This window comes from Catenuloplanes niger, from assembly GCF_031458255.1.
Taxonomy (GTDB): Bacteria; Actinomycetota; Actinomycetes; order Mycobacteriales; family Micromonosporaceae; genus Catenuloplanes; species Catenuloplanes niger.
This window is the reverse complement of the sequence record NZ_JAVDYC010000001.1, coordinates 177,655-192,334: the sequence shown is the minus strand read 5'-3', so window position 1 is coordinate 192,334 and position 14,680 is coordinate 177,655. Positions and strand designations below refer to the sequence as shown.

The following is a 14,680-nucleotide window of genomic DNA, read 5'->3' as shown; positions in this document are numbered from 1 at the left end:
CGTGGACGACCGGGACCGCCGGGAGATCGTCGACGCGCTCCACCGGGAGAGCCCCACCGCCCGGCAGCGCATCCTGGCCACGCTGGACGCGTTCCGCGACTGGCTGCGCCAGACCCTCTACCTCATCTTCCTCAAGACCCGCGACGACCTCGAACCACTCTGGGCCTGGCTCCGCCTCGCGTACGCCTAGTAGTGCTTTGTCATGATCCTCGGCGGCGAGCGTCAGGTGTTCAGGTCGTAGACGACCGTGGGCACGTCCTGTGCGCACAGGGTCTCGCGGATCAGCGGTTCGACCTCGGCCCAGGTGCCGCCGGCGAGGCCGCAGCCGATGCGTGGCATGTGCACCGACGCTCGCTCGGTGCGGGCGTGAGTCGCCAGCGTGCCCAGGCACTCCCGGATCGCCTCGTAGCGGACCGGCGGCCCGGCATCGACCGCATAGCCGGCGTCCGTGCGCAGGCCGCGACGGGTGGTGATGCCGTGCTGGCCGACCATGTTGGCCACCCAGAGGTGCGGGGCCACCGGCACCAGCTGCACGGCGCCGAGCCGGAACGTGGGCTCGCCGTGCCAGCGGCGGAACTCCCGCTCCGGCTCCGGCCAGCGTCGGGAGATGGCCCGGACGATTCCTTTGCCCCAGGCGCCGATGTCGTTGCAGACGTGCGCGATGATCCGTGGACCGTCGCCGATCGGATCGGTGGCGTCGCCCTCGACGTAGTTCGGTTCCCGCACGCGACGATCTTCGCACGGCGCGTCGACCATCGTCGCGAACGACCTCGTCCGGGCACCCGGGCCTCCGCAGGGTGACCGCGGGTCCCGCGCGACGGGCGTGGGCGTGGAGTTCGAGGCGGCCGGTGCGCTGTCGCCTGGGATGATGGCGGAGCGTCACCGGCCGGGGCGGGAAGTTCGTCTGTCCAACCACGACCGGTTGCGAGTAGATTGCTGGGCGTGCCGCCGCTTGAGCTGAACACGGATGTTGCCCACTCCGCCCGGATCTATGACTTCCTGCTGGGCGGGAAGGACAACTTCGAGGCCGACCGCCGGGCGGCCGAGGCGATCATGAAGTCGTCGCCGAGCCTGCCGATCTCGATGCGGGCGAACCGCAACTACATGGTGCGCGTCGCCCGGCACCTGGCGCGTGAGCACGGCATCCGGCAGTTCCTGGACATCGGGACCGGGCTGCCGACCTCGCCGAACCTGCACGAGGTGGTGCAGGAGATCGCACCGGAGTCGCGGATCGTCTACGTGGACAACGACCCGCTGGTGCTCGCGCACGCCCGCGCGCTGCTGACCTCGCACGACGACGGCGCCACCGCCTACATCGACGCGGACCTGCGGGACGTGCCGGCGATCCTCGGGTCGGCGCAGCTGCGCGACACGCTGGACCTGACGCGGCCGGTCGCGATCAGCCTGATCGCGGTGCTGCAGTTCGTCACGGACGAGGCGGAGGCGCACGCGATCCTCGACGAGCTGCTCGCCGCGGTCCCGGCCGGCAGCGCGCTGGCGATCTCCACGGTCACGGCGAACAGTCTGCAGGCGGTCGGCGCGGCGGCGAGCTACAAGGCGCGTGGCATCCCGGCGAAGCCGCGCACCGACGACGAGGTGCGCGCGCTGTTCCGCGGGCTGGAGCTGGCCGAGCCGGGCGTGGTGCCGGTGCACCGCTGGCGTCCGGAGCCGGGCACCGACCCGGCCGCCGACGACGTCCACGTGCAGATGACCGGCGGCCTGGCGATCAAGCGCTGACCCGGATCACCGGAGGATCAGCACGTCGCGGGCGGCCAGGCGGAGCGTCGCGCCGCAGCTGACCGGCGTCCCGGTCAGCAGGTCCGTGGCGTCCCGGTCGGCGACGATCTCCACCGGTTCGTCGCGGTGGTTGAGGACGAACAGCAGGGGTACGCCACCCGCGGTCACCCGCACGGCCGTCTCCACCTCGGGCACGTCCGCGTACGGGCCGAGCAGCCCGTGCCGGTCGAGTACGCGCCGCACCACCCGGTCGACGCCCGCCCGGTCCAGCACGGTGCCGACGTACCAGGCCGCGCCGCCGCCGTAGTCGTTGCGGGTGACCGCGGCCGTCCCGGCGTAGAAGTCCGCGCCGTAGGTGCCCTCCACCGACGCGGTCAGCGGCGTGATCAGGTCGAAGTGCAGCCGCGCGGCCGTGACCGTGCCGTCGGTCAGCGTCACCGGGTTGACCACCGCGGGCTCGCGGGCGTCCCATTCGTCCACCCGCACGCCCAGCAGCGAGGTCAACGGCGGATCGCCGAGGTACGCCCGGGCGTGCGCGTCGACCAGCCCGGACAGGAACGTGGTGAGCACGGTCCCGCCGCGCGCCGCGACCCCGGCCAGCCGCTCCGCCAGGTCGTCCTTGAGCATGTGCAGCGCGGGCGCGAGCACCACGTCGTACCCGTCCAGGTCCGCGGTGACCGGCAGCGCGTCGAGGTCCGCGCCGGCCGCCCAGACCGCCCGGTGGTACGCCAGCACGATCTCCTGGTAGCGCAGGTGCCGGTTCAGCCCGTCGGTCATCTCCAGTGCCCACCAGCTGTCCCAGTCGAACAGCAGCGCGACCCGGGCCGGCGTCCGCGCGCCGATCGTGAGGTCGCCGAGGTCGCGCAGTTCCGCGCCGAGCGCCGCGACCTCCCGGAACACGCGGGTGTCCGCGCGCCCGGAGTGCCCGATGACGGCACCGTGGTACTTCTCGCACGCGCCCCGGCCGGCCCGCATCTGGAAGAACAGCACCGCGTCCGCGCCGTGCGCGACCGCCTGCCAGCTCCACGACCGCAGCACGCCGGGCCGCTTGACCGGGTTGACCGCGCGGGACGCGGTGGTCGACGGCGTCTGCTCCATCAGCCAGAACGGATCGCCGCCCTTGAGCCCGCGCATCAGGTCGTGGGTGAACGCCATCCGCGCGTGCGCGAACTCGTCCGGCGGGTAGTTGTCCCAGGACACGAAGTCCAGGTCGGCGGCCCACCGGTGGTAGTCGACCGGCTGGTACATGCCCATCAGGTTGGTGGTCACCGGCGCGTCGGAGAAGCGGCGCAGCGCCGCCTTCTCGTCGCGGAAGTTCGCCAGCATCGCGTCGGACATGAACCGCCGGTAGTCGAGCGTGATCCCCTGGAACGCGGTGTGGTCCGGCCCGCGCCAGTGCTCGGTCAGCGCGTTCGGCGGTTCGATCTCGTCCCAGTCCCCGAACGTGTGCGACCAGAACCGGGTGTACCAGGCGTCGTTCAGCGCGGCCAGGCTGCCGTGCCGTTGCCGGAGCCAGTCCCGGAACCCGGCCGCGCACCGCGCGCAGTAGCAGGCGCCGCCGTACTCGTTGCCGACGTGCCAGGCGGTCACCACGTCCCGGTAGCGCTGGGCGATCCGCCCGGCGACGGCCGCGGAGAAGCGGCGGAACGCCGGGGCGGACGGACACGAGTTGTGCCGGGCGCCGAACGCGTGCTTGCGGCCCTCGAAGTCGACCCGGGTGACCTCCGGGTAGGCGCGGGCCATCCAGGCCGGGTGCGCGCCGGTGCCGGTGGCGAGGCAGATCGTGCGGCGCTGCGCGACCGCGCGCGAGACCACGGCGTCGAGCACGGAGAAGTCGTAGACGTCCTCGGCCGGCTGGGTCAGCCCCCAGGTGAACACGCCCAGCGTGACCGTGTTGATCGCCGCGAGGTCGAACAGCCGGTAGTCGTCGTCCCAGACCTCCGCCGGCCACTGCTCCGGGTTGTAGTCGCCGCCGAACAGGATCCGCACCGGATCACCACCTTCCGACCGTACGGACCAGCGTGTGCAGCAGCGGTGGCGCGGCGATCAGCAGCGCGGCCTCGGTGCCGGCCAGCGTGACCGCGGCGGCCACGACGAGCAGCGCGGCGACGGCCAGCGTCACGCCGGGCCGGGTCGCCAGCGTGTGCGCCGCCCGCCGCGCCGCGTCCCGGTGACCGAGGGCGAGCAGCGCGAGCGCGACCGCGATCCACAGGCACGCGGCCACGGTGATCAGCGTGAGCGGCACCGCCCACCAGCCCGGCACGCCGGCCACGTCCAGGTGGGTCAGGTTGATGGCCAGGACGGTGAGCAGCGCCAGGAACGGCGCCCACAGCCGCAGCGACGCCGCGCACGTGCGCCGGTAGCCGCGCCGGAAGTCCGCGGACGGGTGCAGGTCGGCGAGGTCGGGCCGGTGGGCGGCGAGCGCGTGCAGTGCGGCCGCGATCGCCGGGCCGGCCGGGAGCGCGGCCACGGCCAGCAGCGGGAGGTTGGTGACGTCGCCGCCGAGCGCGAGCCCGGCGGCGACGGTGGGGGAGCAGGCCACGGCCGTCCACACGCCGACCACGAGCAGCCGGTGCACGAGTGCGGCGGCGCGGGCGAGCGGGGAGTCGAGGACCGGTGCTCCCGGACGTACCCTCATGGTGGTCTATTCGTTCTTGTCCGTGTAGCGGGTCCGGGCCTTGTTCACCAGGTCGATGTAGGCCTGCCCGTTCTTGGTGTTCAGCTCCGCCACGTAGGCGTCCCATTCGGCGAGGTCCCGCTGGCCGAGGATGAACCGCAGCGTCTGCTGGGTGACGTAGTCCTTCAGCGGTGTCTCCCAGAGCGTGGCCTGCTCGCGTTCCTCGTCCGTCAGTGGCGCGGGCGGCGGCACCGGGATCGGCTGCTTCGCCGCCATCGTGGCCTGGAACGCCTTCTCCTCCTCGGAGAACATGGAGTTGAGCAGCTCGGTGGTGCCGCCGTAGGCGAAGTTGCCGCCGGAGAAGCCGAAGTCCTTCTGCAGGTGCTTGGGCGCGCCCTTGTTGAGCCCGACGAAGTCGACGTCCGGGGCGAGCACCCGCTTGCCGGACGCGTCCCGGGTGAACGTGACGCCCTCGACGCCCCACTTCGCGAACTCCTGGCCGGCGTCGGAGTAGAACAACCAGTCGATGAACTGCATCAGCGCCACGAAGTTCTTCGACTCGCGCGCCTCGGCCGAGATCATGATGCCGCTCTCCCGGCGGATCCAGTTCTTGATCTCACCGGTCGGCCCGGCCAGGAACGGGATCTTCGCCATCGTGGCGCCGTTCCTCAGCAGCGGCCGGTAGTCGTTGATCAGGTTCTGCGCGTTGGTGCTGATCACCAGCGCCTTGCCGGTGGCGACCTTCTGTTTGGCCTGGTCGTCGGTCTGGGTGAAGCTCTCCGGGTCGAGCAGTCCTTCGGCCACCAGCTTGTGCAGGTAGGTGAGCATGTCCCGGTACTGCGGCATGGCGCCGGTGAGCACGTACTTCTGCCCGTCCCAGGTGCCGGTGTTGTATCCCCAGCCGCCCTGGGTGCCGTAGGCGAGCGCCAGCATGTTGAGCAGGTTGCCGCCCGGGTCCGGGATCGCGAACCGGTCGGAGAACGGGTAGGAGTCCGGATACCGCGCCTTCATCGCCTTGAGCGTGGTGTACAGCTCGTCCCAGGTCTTCGGCGGTTGCAGGCCCAGCTCCTGGAGCACGTCGGTGCGCATCGCGAGGGTGTAGTCCTGCCAGACGTTCTCGTGCAGGCCCGGCAGCACGTAGAACTTGCCGTCCTCCAGCCGCAGGTTGTCGATCTGCGGCTCCAGCTTCCACTTCGCGACCTTGTCCTTGAAGTTCGGCATCAGGTCGAGGTAGTCGCTGACCGGCAGGACCGCGCCGGACGCCACGAACGGCTGCTCCTGCGGCGGGTAGACCTTCGGGATGATGAACGGCGCGTCGCCGGCGGAGACCACCAGGCCGCGTTTCTGGTTGTAGTCGCTGGCCGGCACCACCGACGGCGTGATGGTGATGTTGGTGCGGGCGGCCAGTTCCCGCCAGAGCAGCCAGTCGTTCTTGATCGGGTAGTTCGGGTGGTCGCTGTAGAGCATGTCGAACGTGATCGGCTCGGTGGCCTTGAACTGGGTGCCGAGCGCGTAGTCGGCCATCGCGCCGGCGCGGTTGGCGTCGAGGTTCGTGGCCTCGGGTGACGACCCGCAGGCGGCCAGCAGGGTGAGTGTTGCCAGGGACGCTATCGCACGTTTCATCGAAGATGACCTTTCAGCCCTTGACGGCGCCGAGCATGACCCCGGAGACGAAGTAGCGCTGGACGAAGGGGTAGACCGTCAGGATCGGCACGACCGTCAGCACCATGGTCACGGCCTTGATGTTCGCCGCGACCTGCGCCACGTCCGTGTCGACGCTGCCGGTGGAGGTGGCGTCCGTCGCGCCCGCGATCAGGTTCCGCAGGTAGACGGTGACCGGGAACAGCTCGGCCCGGTCCAGGTAGAGGAACGCGGTGAACCACGAGTTCCAGTAGGCGACCGCGTAGAACAGCAGCATGGTGGCGACGATCGCCTTCGACAGCGGCAGCACGATCCGCAGCAGGATGCCGTACGTGCCGAGCCCGTCGACCGCGGCCTGCTCCTCCAGCTCGACCGGCAGGCTCTCGAAGAACGCCTTCATCACCAGCAGGTTGAACACGTTGATCGCGTTCGGCAGCACCACGGCCCAGATCGTGTTCCGCAGGCCGAGCCCGGAGACGAGCACGTAGTTCGGGATCAGCCCGCCGGAGAAGAACATGGTGAAGACCGCGATCCCGACCAGCACGCCGCGCCCGCGCAGGTGCTGTTTGGACAGCACGTAGGCGTAGCAGGTGGTCAGCACGATCGAGATGGTCGTGGCGACCACGGTGTAGATGACCGTGTTGCGGTAGTTGGTCCAGAACAGCGAATCGGACATCACCAGGCGGTACGTGGTGAGGTCGAACCCGCGCGGCAGCAGCGTCACCCGCCCGGCGATGATCTCCTGCTCGCTGGACAGCGACCGCGCCACGATGTTGACGAACGGGTAGAGCGTCACCACGACGACACCGGTCAGGATGATCGCGTTGATGACGTTGAAGACCCGCCGGCCGGTCGAGGTCACCACAGGCTCGTCCCGACCGTGCGGCGCGAGACGCTGTTCGCCGTGAAGACCAGGATCAGCCCGATGACCGCCTCGAACAGGCCGATCGCGGCACCGTAGGAGAAGTTTCCGCTGACCACGCCGAGCCGGTAGAGATAGGTGGGTATCACGTCGGCGGTCGGGTAGGTCAGCGGGTTGTACAACAGCAGGATCTTCTCGAAGCCGACCGCCATGAACGCGCCGATGTTCAGGATCAGCAGCGTCATCATCGTCGGACGGATGCCGGGCAGCGTCACGTGCCAGGTCTGCCGCAGCCGGCCGGCGCCGTCGATCCTCGCGGCGTCGTAGAGCTCCTCGTCCAGCGTGGTCAGCGCCGCCAGGTAGAGGATCGTGCCCCAGCCGACGGTCTGCCACACCTCCGACGACACGTAGATCGTCCGGAACCACTCCGGGCGCTGCAGGAACGGGATCTCCGTCCCGGCCAGCGTGTTGACCGTGCCGTCCACGGAGAGCAGCTGGCCGACCATGCCGGCCACGATCACCACGGAGAGGAAGTGCGGCAGGTACGACACCGACTGCACGAACCGCTTGAGATGCTTGATCCGCACTTCGTTGAGCAGCAGCGCGAGCACGATCGGCAGCGGGAAGCAGATGATCAGCGTGAGCGTGCCGATGATCAGCGTGTTCGTGAAGACCTGCCAGAACGTCGGGTCGGCCAGGAACATCCGCACGTAGCGCAGCCCGACCCAGTCGTCGCCGAACGGGCTGCCGCCCGGCCGGAACCGGCGGAACGCGATCACGTTGCCGACCATCGGCGCGTACCGGAAGACCGCGAAGAACAGCAGCGGCAGTACGGCCAGCGAGTACAGCTGCCAGTCCCTGATCAGCGGCCTTCTCGCCCGTTTCGGCGGCGTGGCCGGGGCCGTCGGCGGCGCCTTCGTCAGCGTGACCATCCGCTCCTCCGAAACTTTCGGCGCCACCACCGGTACATCTGCCCGGAATTTAGGCGTGACATCTACACATGTCAAGGTCTCGATATCGTGGCGTTCCGGGTGTAGACAGGCTTTACCCGTACCGTCGATGGCTCTTGGGGTTGATCATGGCTTTTGACCGTCGCCGAAACTTCCGGTTCGGGTTTCGATGACTCAACCGACCATCGCGTTCATCGCGGAAGAGGTCGGCGTCTCCGTCACCACCGTGTCCAAGGTGCTCAACGGCCACGCCGACGTGGCCGCGGCCACCCGGGAACGCGTCGAGGACAGCCTGCGCCGCCACCGGTACCAGCGCCGCACCGCGCGCCGCGCCGCCGGCCACATCGACCTGGTCTTCCACGAGCTGGACTCGGTCTGGGCGATGGAGATCCTGCGCGGCGTCAGCGCGGTCGCCGGCCCGGACGGCACCCCGGTCGTCGTCTCGCACCTCGACGGCCGGCACCGCCCCGACCGCGCCGGGATCGACCGGCTGCTGTCCCGCCGGCCGCTCGGCATCATCATGGTGCTCTGCGCGGTCGCCGACGCCCAGCACCGCCAGCTCGCCCGCCGCGGCATCCCGCTGGTCATCGTGGACAACGACAGCGCGACCTCGGCCCGGGTGCCCACGGTCGGCGCGAACAACTGGAACGGCGGCCTGCTCGCCACCCGCCACCTGATCGAGCTCGGCCACCGCCGGATCGCGGTCGTCACCGGCCCGCGCGACGTGCTGTGCAGCCAGGCCCGCGTCGCCGGCTACCGCTTCGCCCACGAGACCGTCGACCTGCCGGTCGATCCCGCGCTGGTGCGCTACGGCGACTTCACCGCGGAGGCCGGGCTCGCGCACGGCCTCCGGCTGCTGGACCGCCCCGACCGGCCGTCCGCCGTCTTCGCCGGGTCGGACATGCAGGCGATGGGCGTGCTCCGCGCGGCCGAGCGCCTCGGTCTGTCCGTGCCGCGCGACCTCTCCGTGATCGGCTACGACGACCTGCCGATGGCCGCCTGGACCGGGCCCGCGCTCACCACCGTCAACCAGCCGCTGCGCGAGATGGCCGGCGCCGCCACCCGCATGCTGCTCGACCTGGCCCGCGGCGTCCCGGTCCCGGCCGACCGCATCGACTTCGTCACCGGCCTGGTGCTGCGCGAGACCACGGCCCCGCCCGCGTGAACGTGGAGAACTACACCGCGGACGTGCCGGAGCCGCCGGACTTCGACCGGTTCTGGGCGACCTCGCTGCGCCGGCCGGGCCCGGTGCTGCTCTCCGTCGAGCCGGTGCCGACCCGGCTGCGGCTGATCTCGACGTTCGACGTGTCGTTCGCCGGGTTCGGCGGGCACCCGATCCGCGCCTGGTACTCCCGCCCGTCGTTCGTCGAGGACGTGGTGCTGCCCGCGGTCGTCGAGTTCCCCGGCTACGGCCGCGGACGCGGGTTCCCGCACGAGCGGCTGACCTGGGTCTCGGCCGGGTACGCGCACCTGCTGATGGACGTGCGCGGCGCGGGCGGGCGCTACGGCAACGGCGGGGACACCCCCGACCCGGGCGCGGTGCCGGACGCGCCGTGGCCGGTGACCTGGGGGATCGGGTCGCCGGACACCTACTACTACCGGCGCCTGATCACCGACGCGGTACGGGCGGTGCTCGCGGTGCGCGCGCTGCCCGGGGTGGACGCATCCCGGGTGGCCGCGGTCGGCAACAGCCAGGGCGGGGGACTGGCGCTGGCCGTCGCCGGCCTGCTGCCGGACCTGGCCGCGCTGCTGGTCACCGCGCCGTTCCTGTGCGACATCCACCACTGTCTGTCGACGGTCGACACGTCACCCTACGCCGAAATATCGTCCTATCTCGCGGTGCGGCGGGACCTGACGCCCGCGGCCTACGACACGCTGTCCTACATGGACGGCGTCACGTTCGCCCGGCAGGCCACGGCCCCGGCCTGCTTCGGCACCGGGCTGCGCGACAACGTCTGCCCACCCACCAGCACGTACGCTGCGTTCAACGCCTACGGCGGTCCCCGCACCGACAAGGAGATCCACTCCTACCCCTTCAACGGTCACGAGGGCGGCGACGCGTTCCACGTCGCCCACCAACTGGAGTGGCTCACCACCCGCATGCCCCCGGAACCGGCCGGCTGACCACCGCCGCGCCGCCCTCAGCAGGTCGAGTGGATCAGCGCGCCGACCGGGGTGCCGCCGCCGGACAACTCGGTGTAGAGCGCCACGGCCGCGCGGGTCTCCAGCACGTGGACCACCACGCCGCGCTGCCGCAACGAGTCGGCCGTGGCGTCCGGCACCTGGAGCACCCCGTCCATGCCGGTGGACAGGATGACCGTGGTGGCGCCGTGCTCCAGCAGCTCCTCGGCGTCCGCCGGCTGCACGCCGGGACGGTGCCGGGTGCCGGTCTCCGACCAGTCCCACTCGCGCGCGCCGCCCGGCCACAGCTTGGCGTCCTTGAACTCGCCGGTGCCGGGCACCCGCACGATGCCCCACTCGACCGTGATCGCCGTCATCGGGTTGCACACTCCTCGCCGTCCGTGCCGCGGACGACATCGTCGGTCCTACTCGGTGAACTCGCAGAACAGCATCGCGCGGTCCGGGCGGCCGGCGGCGAGGTCGTCGTGGCGGACCAGGAACCGGGCGACGTGGACGTCGTCCGCGTGGAACTGCAGGAGTGGCACCCACTCGCTCATCACCCGGTGCAGTTCCTCCTCCTCGTTGCCGCGGACGTCGTCGACGCCGCGGGCCTCGAGGTTCTCGATCGCCATGGTGAGTTCGGCCGTGTCGTACAGGTGCGGGGAGTACAGCCCGCCGATGTGCCCGGTGTACCCGCCGAGATCGTAGTGGGAACCGTACTCCACGGCCGGCCACAGCTCGGCGAGCAGCGCGCGGAGCCGGTCCCGGTGCGGCACGGTGTCCGCCAGCCGCTGCTGGAAGTCGGACAGGCCGCGCGAGGTGTCCCGTGCCAGCCAGTGCGGCAGTTCCGGCCGGACGGTGGCGCGCAGCCGGTACTCGGGCGCGACGAACGGCCGCTCCGAGTCCGCGAACACCCACTCGCCGTGCTCCGGCTCGCTCGCCGGCACGGTCTCGGTGCCGGCTGGCACGTGCACGATCCGCGCGTACGCCTGCTGGCCGGTGATCGAGTAGGTCTCGTAGGCGTCCTCGTGGTGCAGGAAGACGAGCAGTGAGCCGTCCGCCGGCAGCGCCAGACCGTCGATCGTGGGCAGCGCCGCGCAGTCGAACTCCACCACGTACGGCAGCGGCCCCTCCGGCGATTCCGGCCAGGCCGTGCCGGCCGGCAGCCGGGGCAGCCCGCCGCTGCGCCCGACGGGCACACCCTTGTAGTACGGGCTCGTCCAGATCGAGAACCTGATGAACTCGGCGAACGCGGCCGCTTCCGTCGCCGGGATGCCCGACTCCACCGCCGCCCGGCGGAACTCGTCCCGATAATCCATGGCGGGCATGATCCCAGAACCCGGACCCCGCCGTGGGTACGGTGCGCGCCCGGCCGCCGCACCGATCATCCGCCGCCGTGCGGGCGCCCCCGGGTGTTCCGGCACCACCGGTGAACCGGCAGAGAGGCCGCCCGCGGCCGAACGGTGCCCGCGGGAGCATGCCCGGCGCGACCACGCCGGGAGCGGGAGACGGATCGTCAGCTTTTTCGCTCGGTCCGCGGCGGCGTGGTCAGGCGGCCCACCGCGGTCTCGATCGCGGTGCGGTGGGTGGCCGGGTCGGGGGAGTCCAGGCCGGTGCGGGTGAGTTCGAGGATCAGCGTGAGCAGCGTGGCGGGCGGCAGCGTGTCGTCGACGAGGCCGCGGCGCTGCGCGTCGGCGATCGCCTCGGTCTTGTCGGCGGTGGCCTTGCGGACGACGTCCGCGGTCATGCCGGCCCCGCCGCGTTCGAGGCGGTCCCAGTGGGCGACGCGCAGCAGTTCGGGGCGGTGGCGCTGCCAGTCCCACATGCGGATGGCGTAGCCGGGGAGGTCGTCACCGGTGATCGGCACGTCGTCCATGGTCTGCACCACGATGGCGTCGAAGACCGCGTCGAAGAGCTGGTCCTTGCTGCCGAAGTACTTGTAGATCATCGCCTTGTTCGCGCCGGAGGCGGCGGCGATGCGGTCGACGCGGGCACCGGCGATGCCGTACGCGGCGAACTCGGCCGTCGCGGCGTCGAGGATGCGGCGGCGGGTGCTGGCGGCGTCTCCGGGCATGACGACGAGTGTAGTAGGTAACTGGTTAGTTGCCACGGGCGCGGTCGCGTGACTATGGTGGCCAACTAGTTGGTTACCAAGGAGGACGCATGCCTGTCACCGTCAACGCCTTCGCGGCGCTGGAACGCGACGCACAGATCACGCCGTGGCGCTACGAGCAGCGCGACGCCCGGCCGCACGACGTGCGCGTCGACGTGTTGTACTGCGGGATCTGCCACACCGACCTGCACCACATCGGGCCGTGGGGCCGGCACTTCCCGGTCGTGCCGGGCCACGAGATGGTCGGCCGGGTGATCGAGACCGGCCCGGCGGTCACCGCCCACGCGGTGGGCGACCTGGTCGCGATCGGCCCGGTCGTCGACTCGTGCCGCACGTGCCCGCCGTGCCTGGCCGGCGACGAGACGCTGTGCCTGACCGTCGCGACCTCGACCTACGGCGCGGAGGACCGGCACGGCGACGGCATCACCCGCGGCGGGTACGCGGACCGGGTCGTCGCGGACGAGCGCTTTGTCTACCGGCTGCCGGACGGCCTCGACCCCGCGGCGGCCGCGCCGCTGCTCTGCGCCGGCAGCACCGTCTTCGCACCGCTGCGGCACTGGGCCGCCGGCCCGGGCACGACCGTCGGCATCGTCGGCATCGGCGGGCTCGGGCACCTCGGCGTGAAGTTCGCCCGCGCGCTCGGCGCGCACGTGGTCGCGTTCACCACCTCGGCCGCGAAGGCGGAGGACGCGCGGCGGCTGGGCGCGCACGAGGTGGTGCTGGCCGGCGACGCCGCCCAGCCGGTGAACCGTCTCGACCTGATCATCGACACCGTGCCCGCGGTGCACCCGATGACGCCGCTGGTGCAGGCGCTGCGAACGGACGGCACGCTGGTCACCGTGGGCCTGCCGGCCACGCTCGACGTGGCGCCGTTCGCGCTCGCGGTCGGCCGGAAGTCGATCGCCGGTGCGGGCGCGGGCGGCACCCGGGACACGCGCGAGATGCTGGAGTTCGCGGCCGCGCACGGCATCACCGCGGACATCGAGCTGCTCGGGACGGCCGACATCGACACCGGGCTGCGGCGCCTGGCGGCGAACGACGTGAAGTACCGCTTCGTGATCGACCTCAAGCGCTGACGATTCGCGCGCGGGCCCGGACCGTGGCCGCTCCCACCGATCGGCGGGAGCGGCCACGGCGCGCCGGCCCCCCTGCGCGGCGCCGGCCCCCTCAGCGGCCGCGGCGCGCCGGGATCTCAGTGGTCGCGGATGGCCGCCACGTCGCCGGCGAACAGCCCGGCCGGGTCCACGTCGTGGCGGATCCGCTCCACCCGGGCGCGGGTCCGCTCGTCGTAGGTGCGCTGCGGCTGCGTGAAGTGGTCGGCGAACGTCGGCGCGGTCAACCCGGTGGCGTACGGCGCGAGCGCGGCCCGCACCGCCGCCAGGTCCGCCTCGGTCCGCTCACCGGGCAGCCCGCAGGCCCAGTACAGCAGCGGCGCCTCGACCCGCTGGAACGCGCCGCCGTCCGGCGCGGGCTCCGCGAACGCGCCGCCGAGCTGCCGCAGCTCCACCGCGAGCAGCTCGGTCCGCCCGGCGGCGTCGAGCAGCGCCGCCCACCCGGCCTCGGGCAGCGACCGCAGCAGCAGCGTGTCGGACCGGAACGGGATCGGCTCCACCGGGTCCATGTGGGTCATCGGCAACGTCTCCGGCCCGGCCGGTGCCCACGTGCTGAACTCCGGCGCCGGCAGCGCCGCCAGCATCTCCGCCGCGACCTTCTCCGCGCGCTCCAGCTCCGCCGGGGACTCCGCGGCGACCGCGCCGTCCAGCACCAGGATGCGTCGCCCGGCCAGCGCCGGCGGCACCGTCGGCAGCGGCGGCACGTTCAGCAGCCGCAGCGACGAGGTCACCTCCCGCGGTGCGGTCTCCGCCCAGCGCTGCCACGCCGGCCCGGCCGTCGCCGCACCGGCCGCGTCCCACACGGCCATGCCGGTGACCACCCGGTGCATCGGTACGAGCGCCACCTCCACCTCGACGACCACGCCGAAGCCGCCGCCACCGCCGCGCAGCGCCCAGAACAGCTCCGGGTGCGCGGCGGCACTCGTCACCACGACCTCGCCCGCGGCCGTGACCAGCGTGATCGACCGGACCAGGTTCGCCGCGACGCCGAACCGGCGCCCGTAGAAGCTGATCCCGCCGTTGAGCAGGTAACCGACCGCGCCGACCGTGGCCGACGAGCCGTGCGCCGCGGTCAGCCCGTGCGCGACCGCCTCCGGCAGCACGTCACTCCAGCGCTTCCCGGCCGGGATGCGGGCCGTGCGGGTCGCCGGGTCGACCCGGACCGGCGCGTCGATCAGCGGGCGGAGCAGCAGCGCGCCGGTCACCGGCGCCGACCGGCCCATCGCGTGCCCGGTCGTGTGCACCCGCAGCGGCAGTCCGGCCCGGCGTGCGGTGGTGACCGCCCGGACGACGTCGCCGACCGAGCGGGCGGTGAACGCACCGGCCGGGTCGACCGGGGCAGCGAGCTGGAAGGCGGCGCACGCGGCCGCGTACTCGTCGGTTCCGGGCGGGCTGAACGGTGCCAGATCAGTCGAATCCATGCCCGGTACCGTCCCGCGGCGCCCCTACAGCCGGCTTGCAATCGGCATACCGCACCGACCTACAAATTACGTGCGATGGTTCGCGGTGCTCGGCCGTCCGGTACCC

15 protein-coding genes are annotated in these 14,680 nt (G+C 71.9%); 5 read left to right on the top strand and 10 right to left on the bottom strand.

All coding sequences use genetic code 11. The annotated features are described in order from the left end of the window. Position 1 precedes the first annotated feature (1 nt). The gene (locus tag J2S44_RS00810; RefSeq protein ID WP_310407887.1) at positions 2-190 is read left to right on the top strand and encodes a hypothetical protein; all 189 of its coding nucleotides are present in this window, start codon (positions 2-4) and stop codon (positions 188-190) included. Positions 191-222: 32 nt separating this feature from the next. Here the strand turns inward: J2S44_RS00810 and J2S44_RS00805 are convergent, their stop codons facing one another. Continuing rightward, a complete protein-coding gene (locus J2S44_RS00805) occupies positions 223-726 on the bottom strand; it encodes a macro domain-containing protein (protein ID WP_310407884.1) in 504 nt (167 codons plus the stop codon). A gap of 216 nt (positions 727-942) precedes the next feature. Between J2S44_RS00805 and J2S44_RS00800 the strand changes: the two genes are divergently transcribed. After that, complete coding sequence (locus J2S44_RS00800) at positions 943-1,737, top strand: SAM-dependent methyltransferase (RefSeq protein ID WP_310407882.1); 795 nt, start codon at positions 943-945, stop codon at positions 1,735-1,737. Between the two features lie 6 nt (positions 1,738-1,743). On the opposite strand, the gene J2S44_RS00795 is transcribed toward J2S44_RS00800, so the two are convergent. From J2S44_RS00795 to J2S44_RS00775, 5 genes are read right to left on the bottom strand one after another with little or no spacing between them, the layout of a single operon-like run. After that, on the bottom strand, positions 1,744-3,726 hold the full coding sequence (locus J2S44_RS00795; protein ID WP_310407880.1) for a beta-galactosidase: 1,983 nt from the start codon (positions 3,724-3,726) through the stop codon (positions 1,744-1,746). Positions 3,727-3,730: 4 nt separating this feature from the next. After that, entirely contained in the window at positions 3,731-4,375 is a 645-nt protein-coding gene (locus tag J2S44_RS00790) for a hypothetical protein (protein WP_310407878.1), read from the bottom strand. Between the two features lie 6 nt (positions 4,376-4,381). After that, a complete protein-coding gene (locus J2S44_RS00785) occupies positions 4,382-5,977 on the bottom strand; it encodes an ABC transporter substrate-binding protein (protein ID WP_310407875.1) in 1,596 nt (531 codons plus the stop codon). A 13-nt stretch (positions 5,978-5,990) separates the two neighbouring features. Beyond that, positions 5,991-6,857: a carbohydrate ABC transporter permease gene (locus J2S44_RS00780; RefSeq protein ID WP_310407874.1), complete on the bottom strand. Its 867-nt coding sequence runs from the start codon at positions 6,855-6,857 to the stop codon at positions 5,991-5,993. Then, positions 6,854-7,789 carry an ABC transporter permease gene (locus J2S44_RS00775; RefSeq protein ID WP_310407871.1) on the bottom strand — a complete coding sequence of 312 codons (936 nt, stop codon included), beginning with the start codon at positions 7,787-7,789 and terminating at the stop codon, positions 6,854-6,856. The genes J2S44_RS00780 and J2S44_RS00775 overlap by 4 nt, the downstream gene beginning before the upstream one ends. Before the next feature lie 187 nt (positions 7,790-7,976). Between J2S44_RS00775 and J2S44_RS00770 the strand changes: the two genes are divergently transcribed. Continuing rightward, a complete protein-coding gene (locus tag J2S44_RS00770; protein ID WP_310407870.1) occupies positions 7,977-8,972 on the top strand; it encodes a LacI family DNA-binding transcriptional regulator in 996 nt (331 codons plus the stop codon). Next, entirely contained in the window at positions 8,969-9,931 is a 963-nt protein-coding gene (locus J2S44_RS00765; protein ID WP_310407868.1) for an acetylxylan esterase, read from the top strand. Before J2S44_RS00770 ends, J2S44_RS00765 begins: the two co-directional genes overlap by 4 nt. A 17-nt stretch (positions 9,932-9,948) precedes the next feature. Here J2S44_RS00765 and J2S44_RS00760 read toward each other — a convergent pair whose 3' ends face one another. The 3 genes from J2S44_RS00760 to J2S44_RS00750 form a co-directional block, all read right to left on the bottom strand. Then, positions 9,949-10,305: an Mth938-like domain-containing protein gene (locus J2S44_RS00760; protein WP_310407865.1), complete on the bottom strand. Its 357-nt coding sequence runs from the start codon at positions 10,303-10,305 to the stop codon at positions 9,949-9,951. Positions 10,306-10,353: 48 nt separating this feature from the next. Next, entirely contained in the window at positions 10,354-11,247 is an 894-nt protein-coding gene (locus J2S44_RS00755) for a DUF1963 domain-containing protein (RefSeq protein ID WP_310407862.1), read from the bottom strand. A 197-nt stretch (positions 11,248-11,444) separates the two neighbouring features. After that, complete coding sequence (locus J2S44_RS00750) at positions 11,445-12,002, bottom strand: TetR/AcrR family transcriptional regulator (protein ID WP_310407852.1); 558 nt, start codon at positions 12,000-12,002, stop codon at positions 11,445-11,447. Positions 12,003-12,091: 89 nt separating this feature from the next. On the opposite strand from J2S44_RS00750, the gene J2S44_RS00745 reads away from it, so the two are divergent. Next, positions 12,092-13,117 carry an NAD(P)-dependent alcohol dehydrogenase gene (locus J2S44_RS00745; RefSeq protein ID WP_310407850.1) on the top strand — a complete coding sequence of 342 codons (1,026 nt, stop codon included), beginning with the start codon at positions 12,092-12,094 and terminating at the stop codon, positions 13,115-13,117. Between the two features lie 116 nt (positions 13,118-13,233). On the opposite strand, the gene J2S44_RS00740 is transcribed toward J2S44_RS00745, so the two are convergent. Further along, complete coding sequence (locus tag J2S44_RS00740) at positions 13,234-14,574, bottom strand: FAD-binding oxidoreductase (protein WP_310407847.1); 1,341 nt, start codon at positions 14,572-14,574, stop codon at positions 13,234-13,236. Positions 14,575-14,680: the final 106 nt, after the last annotated feature.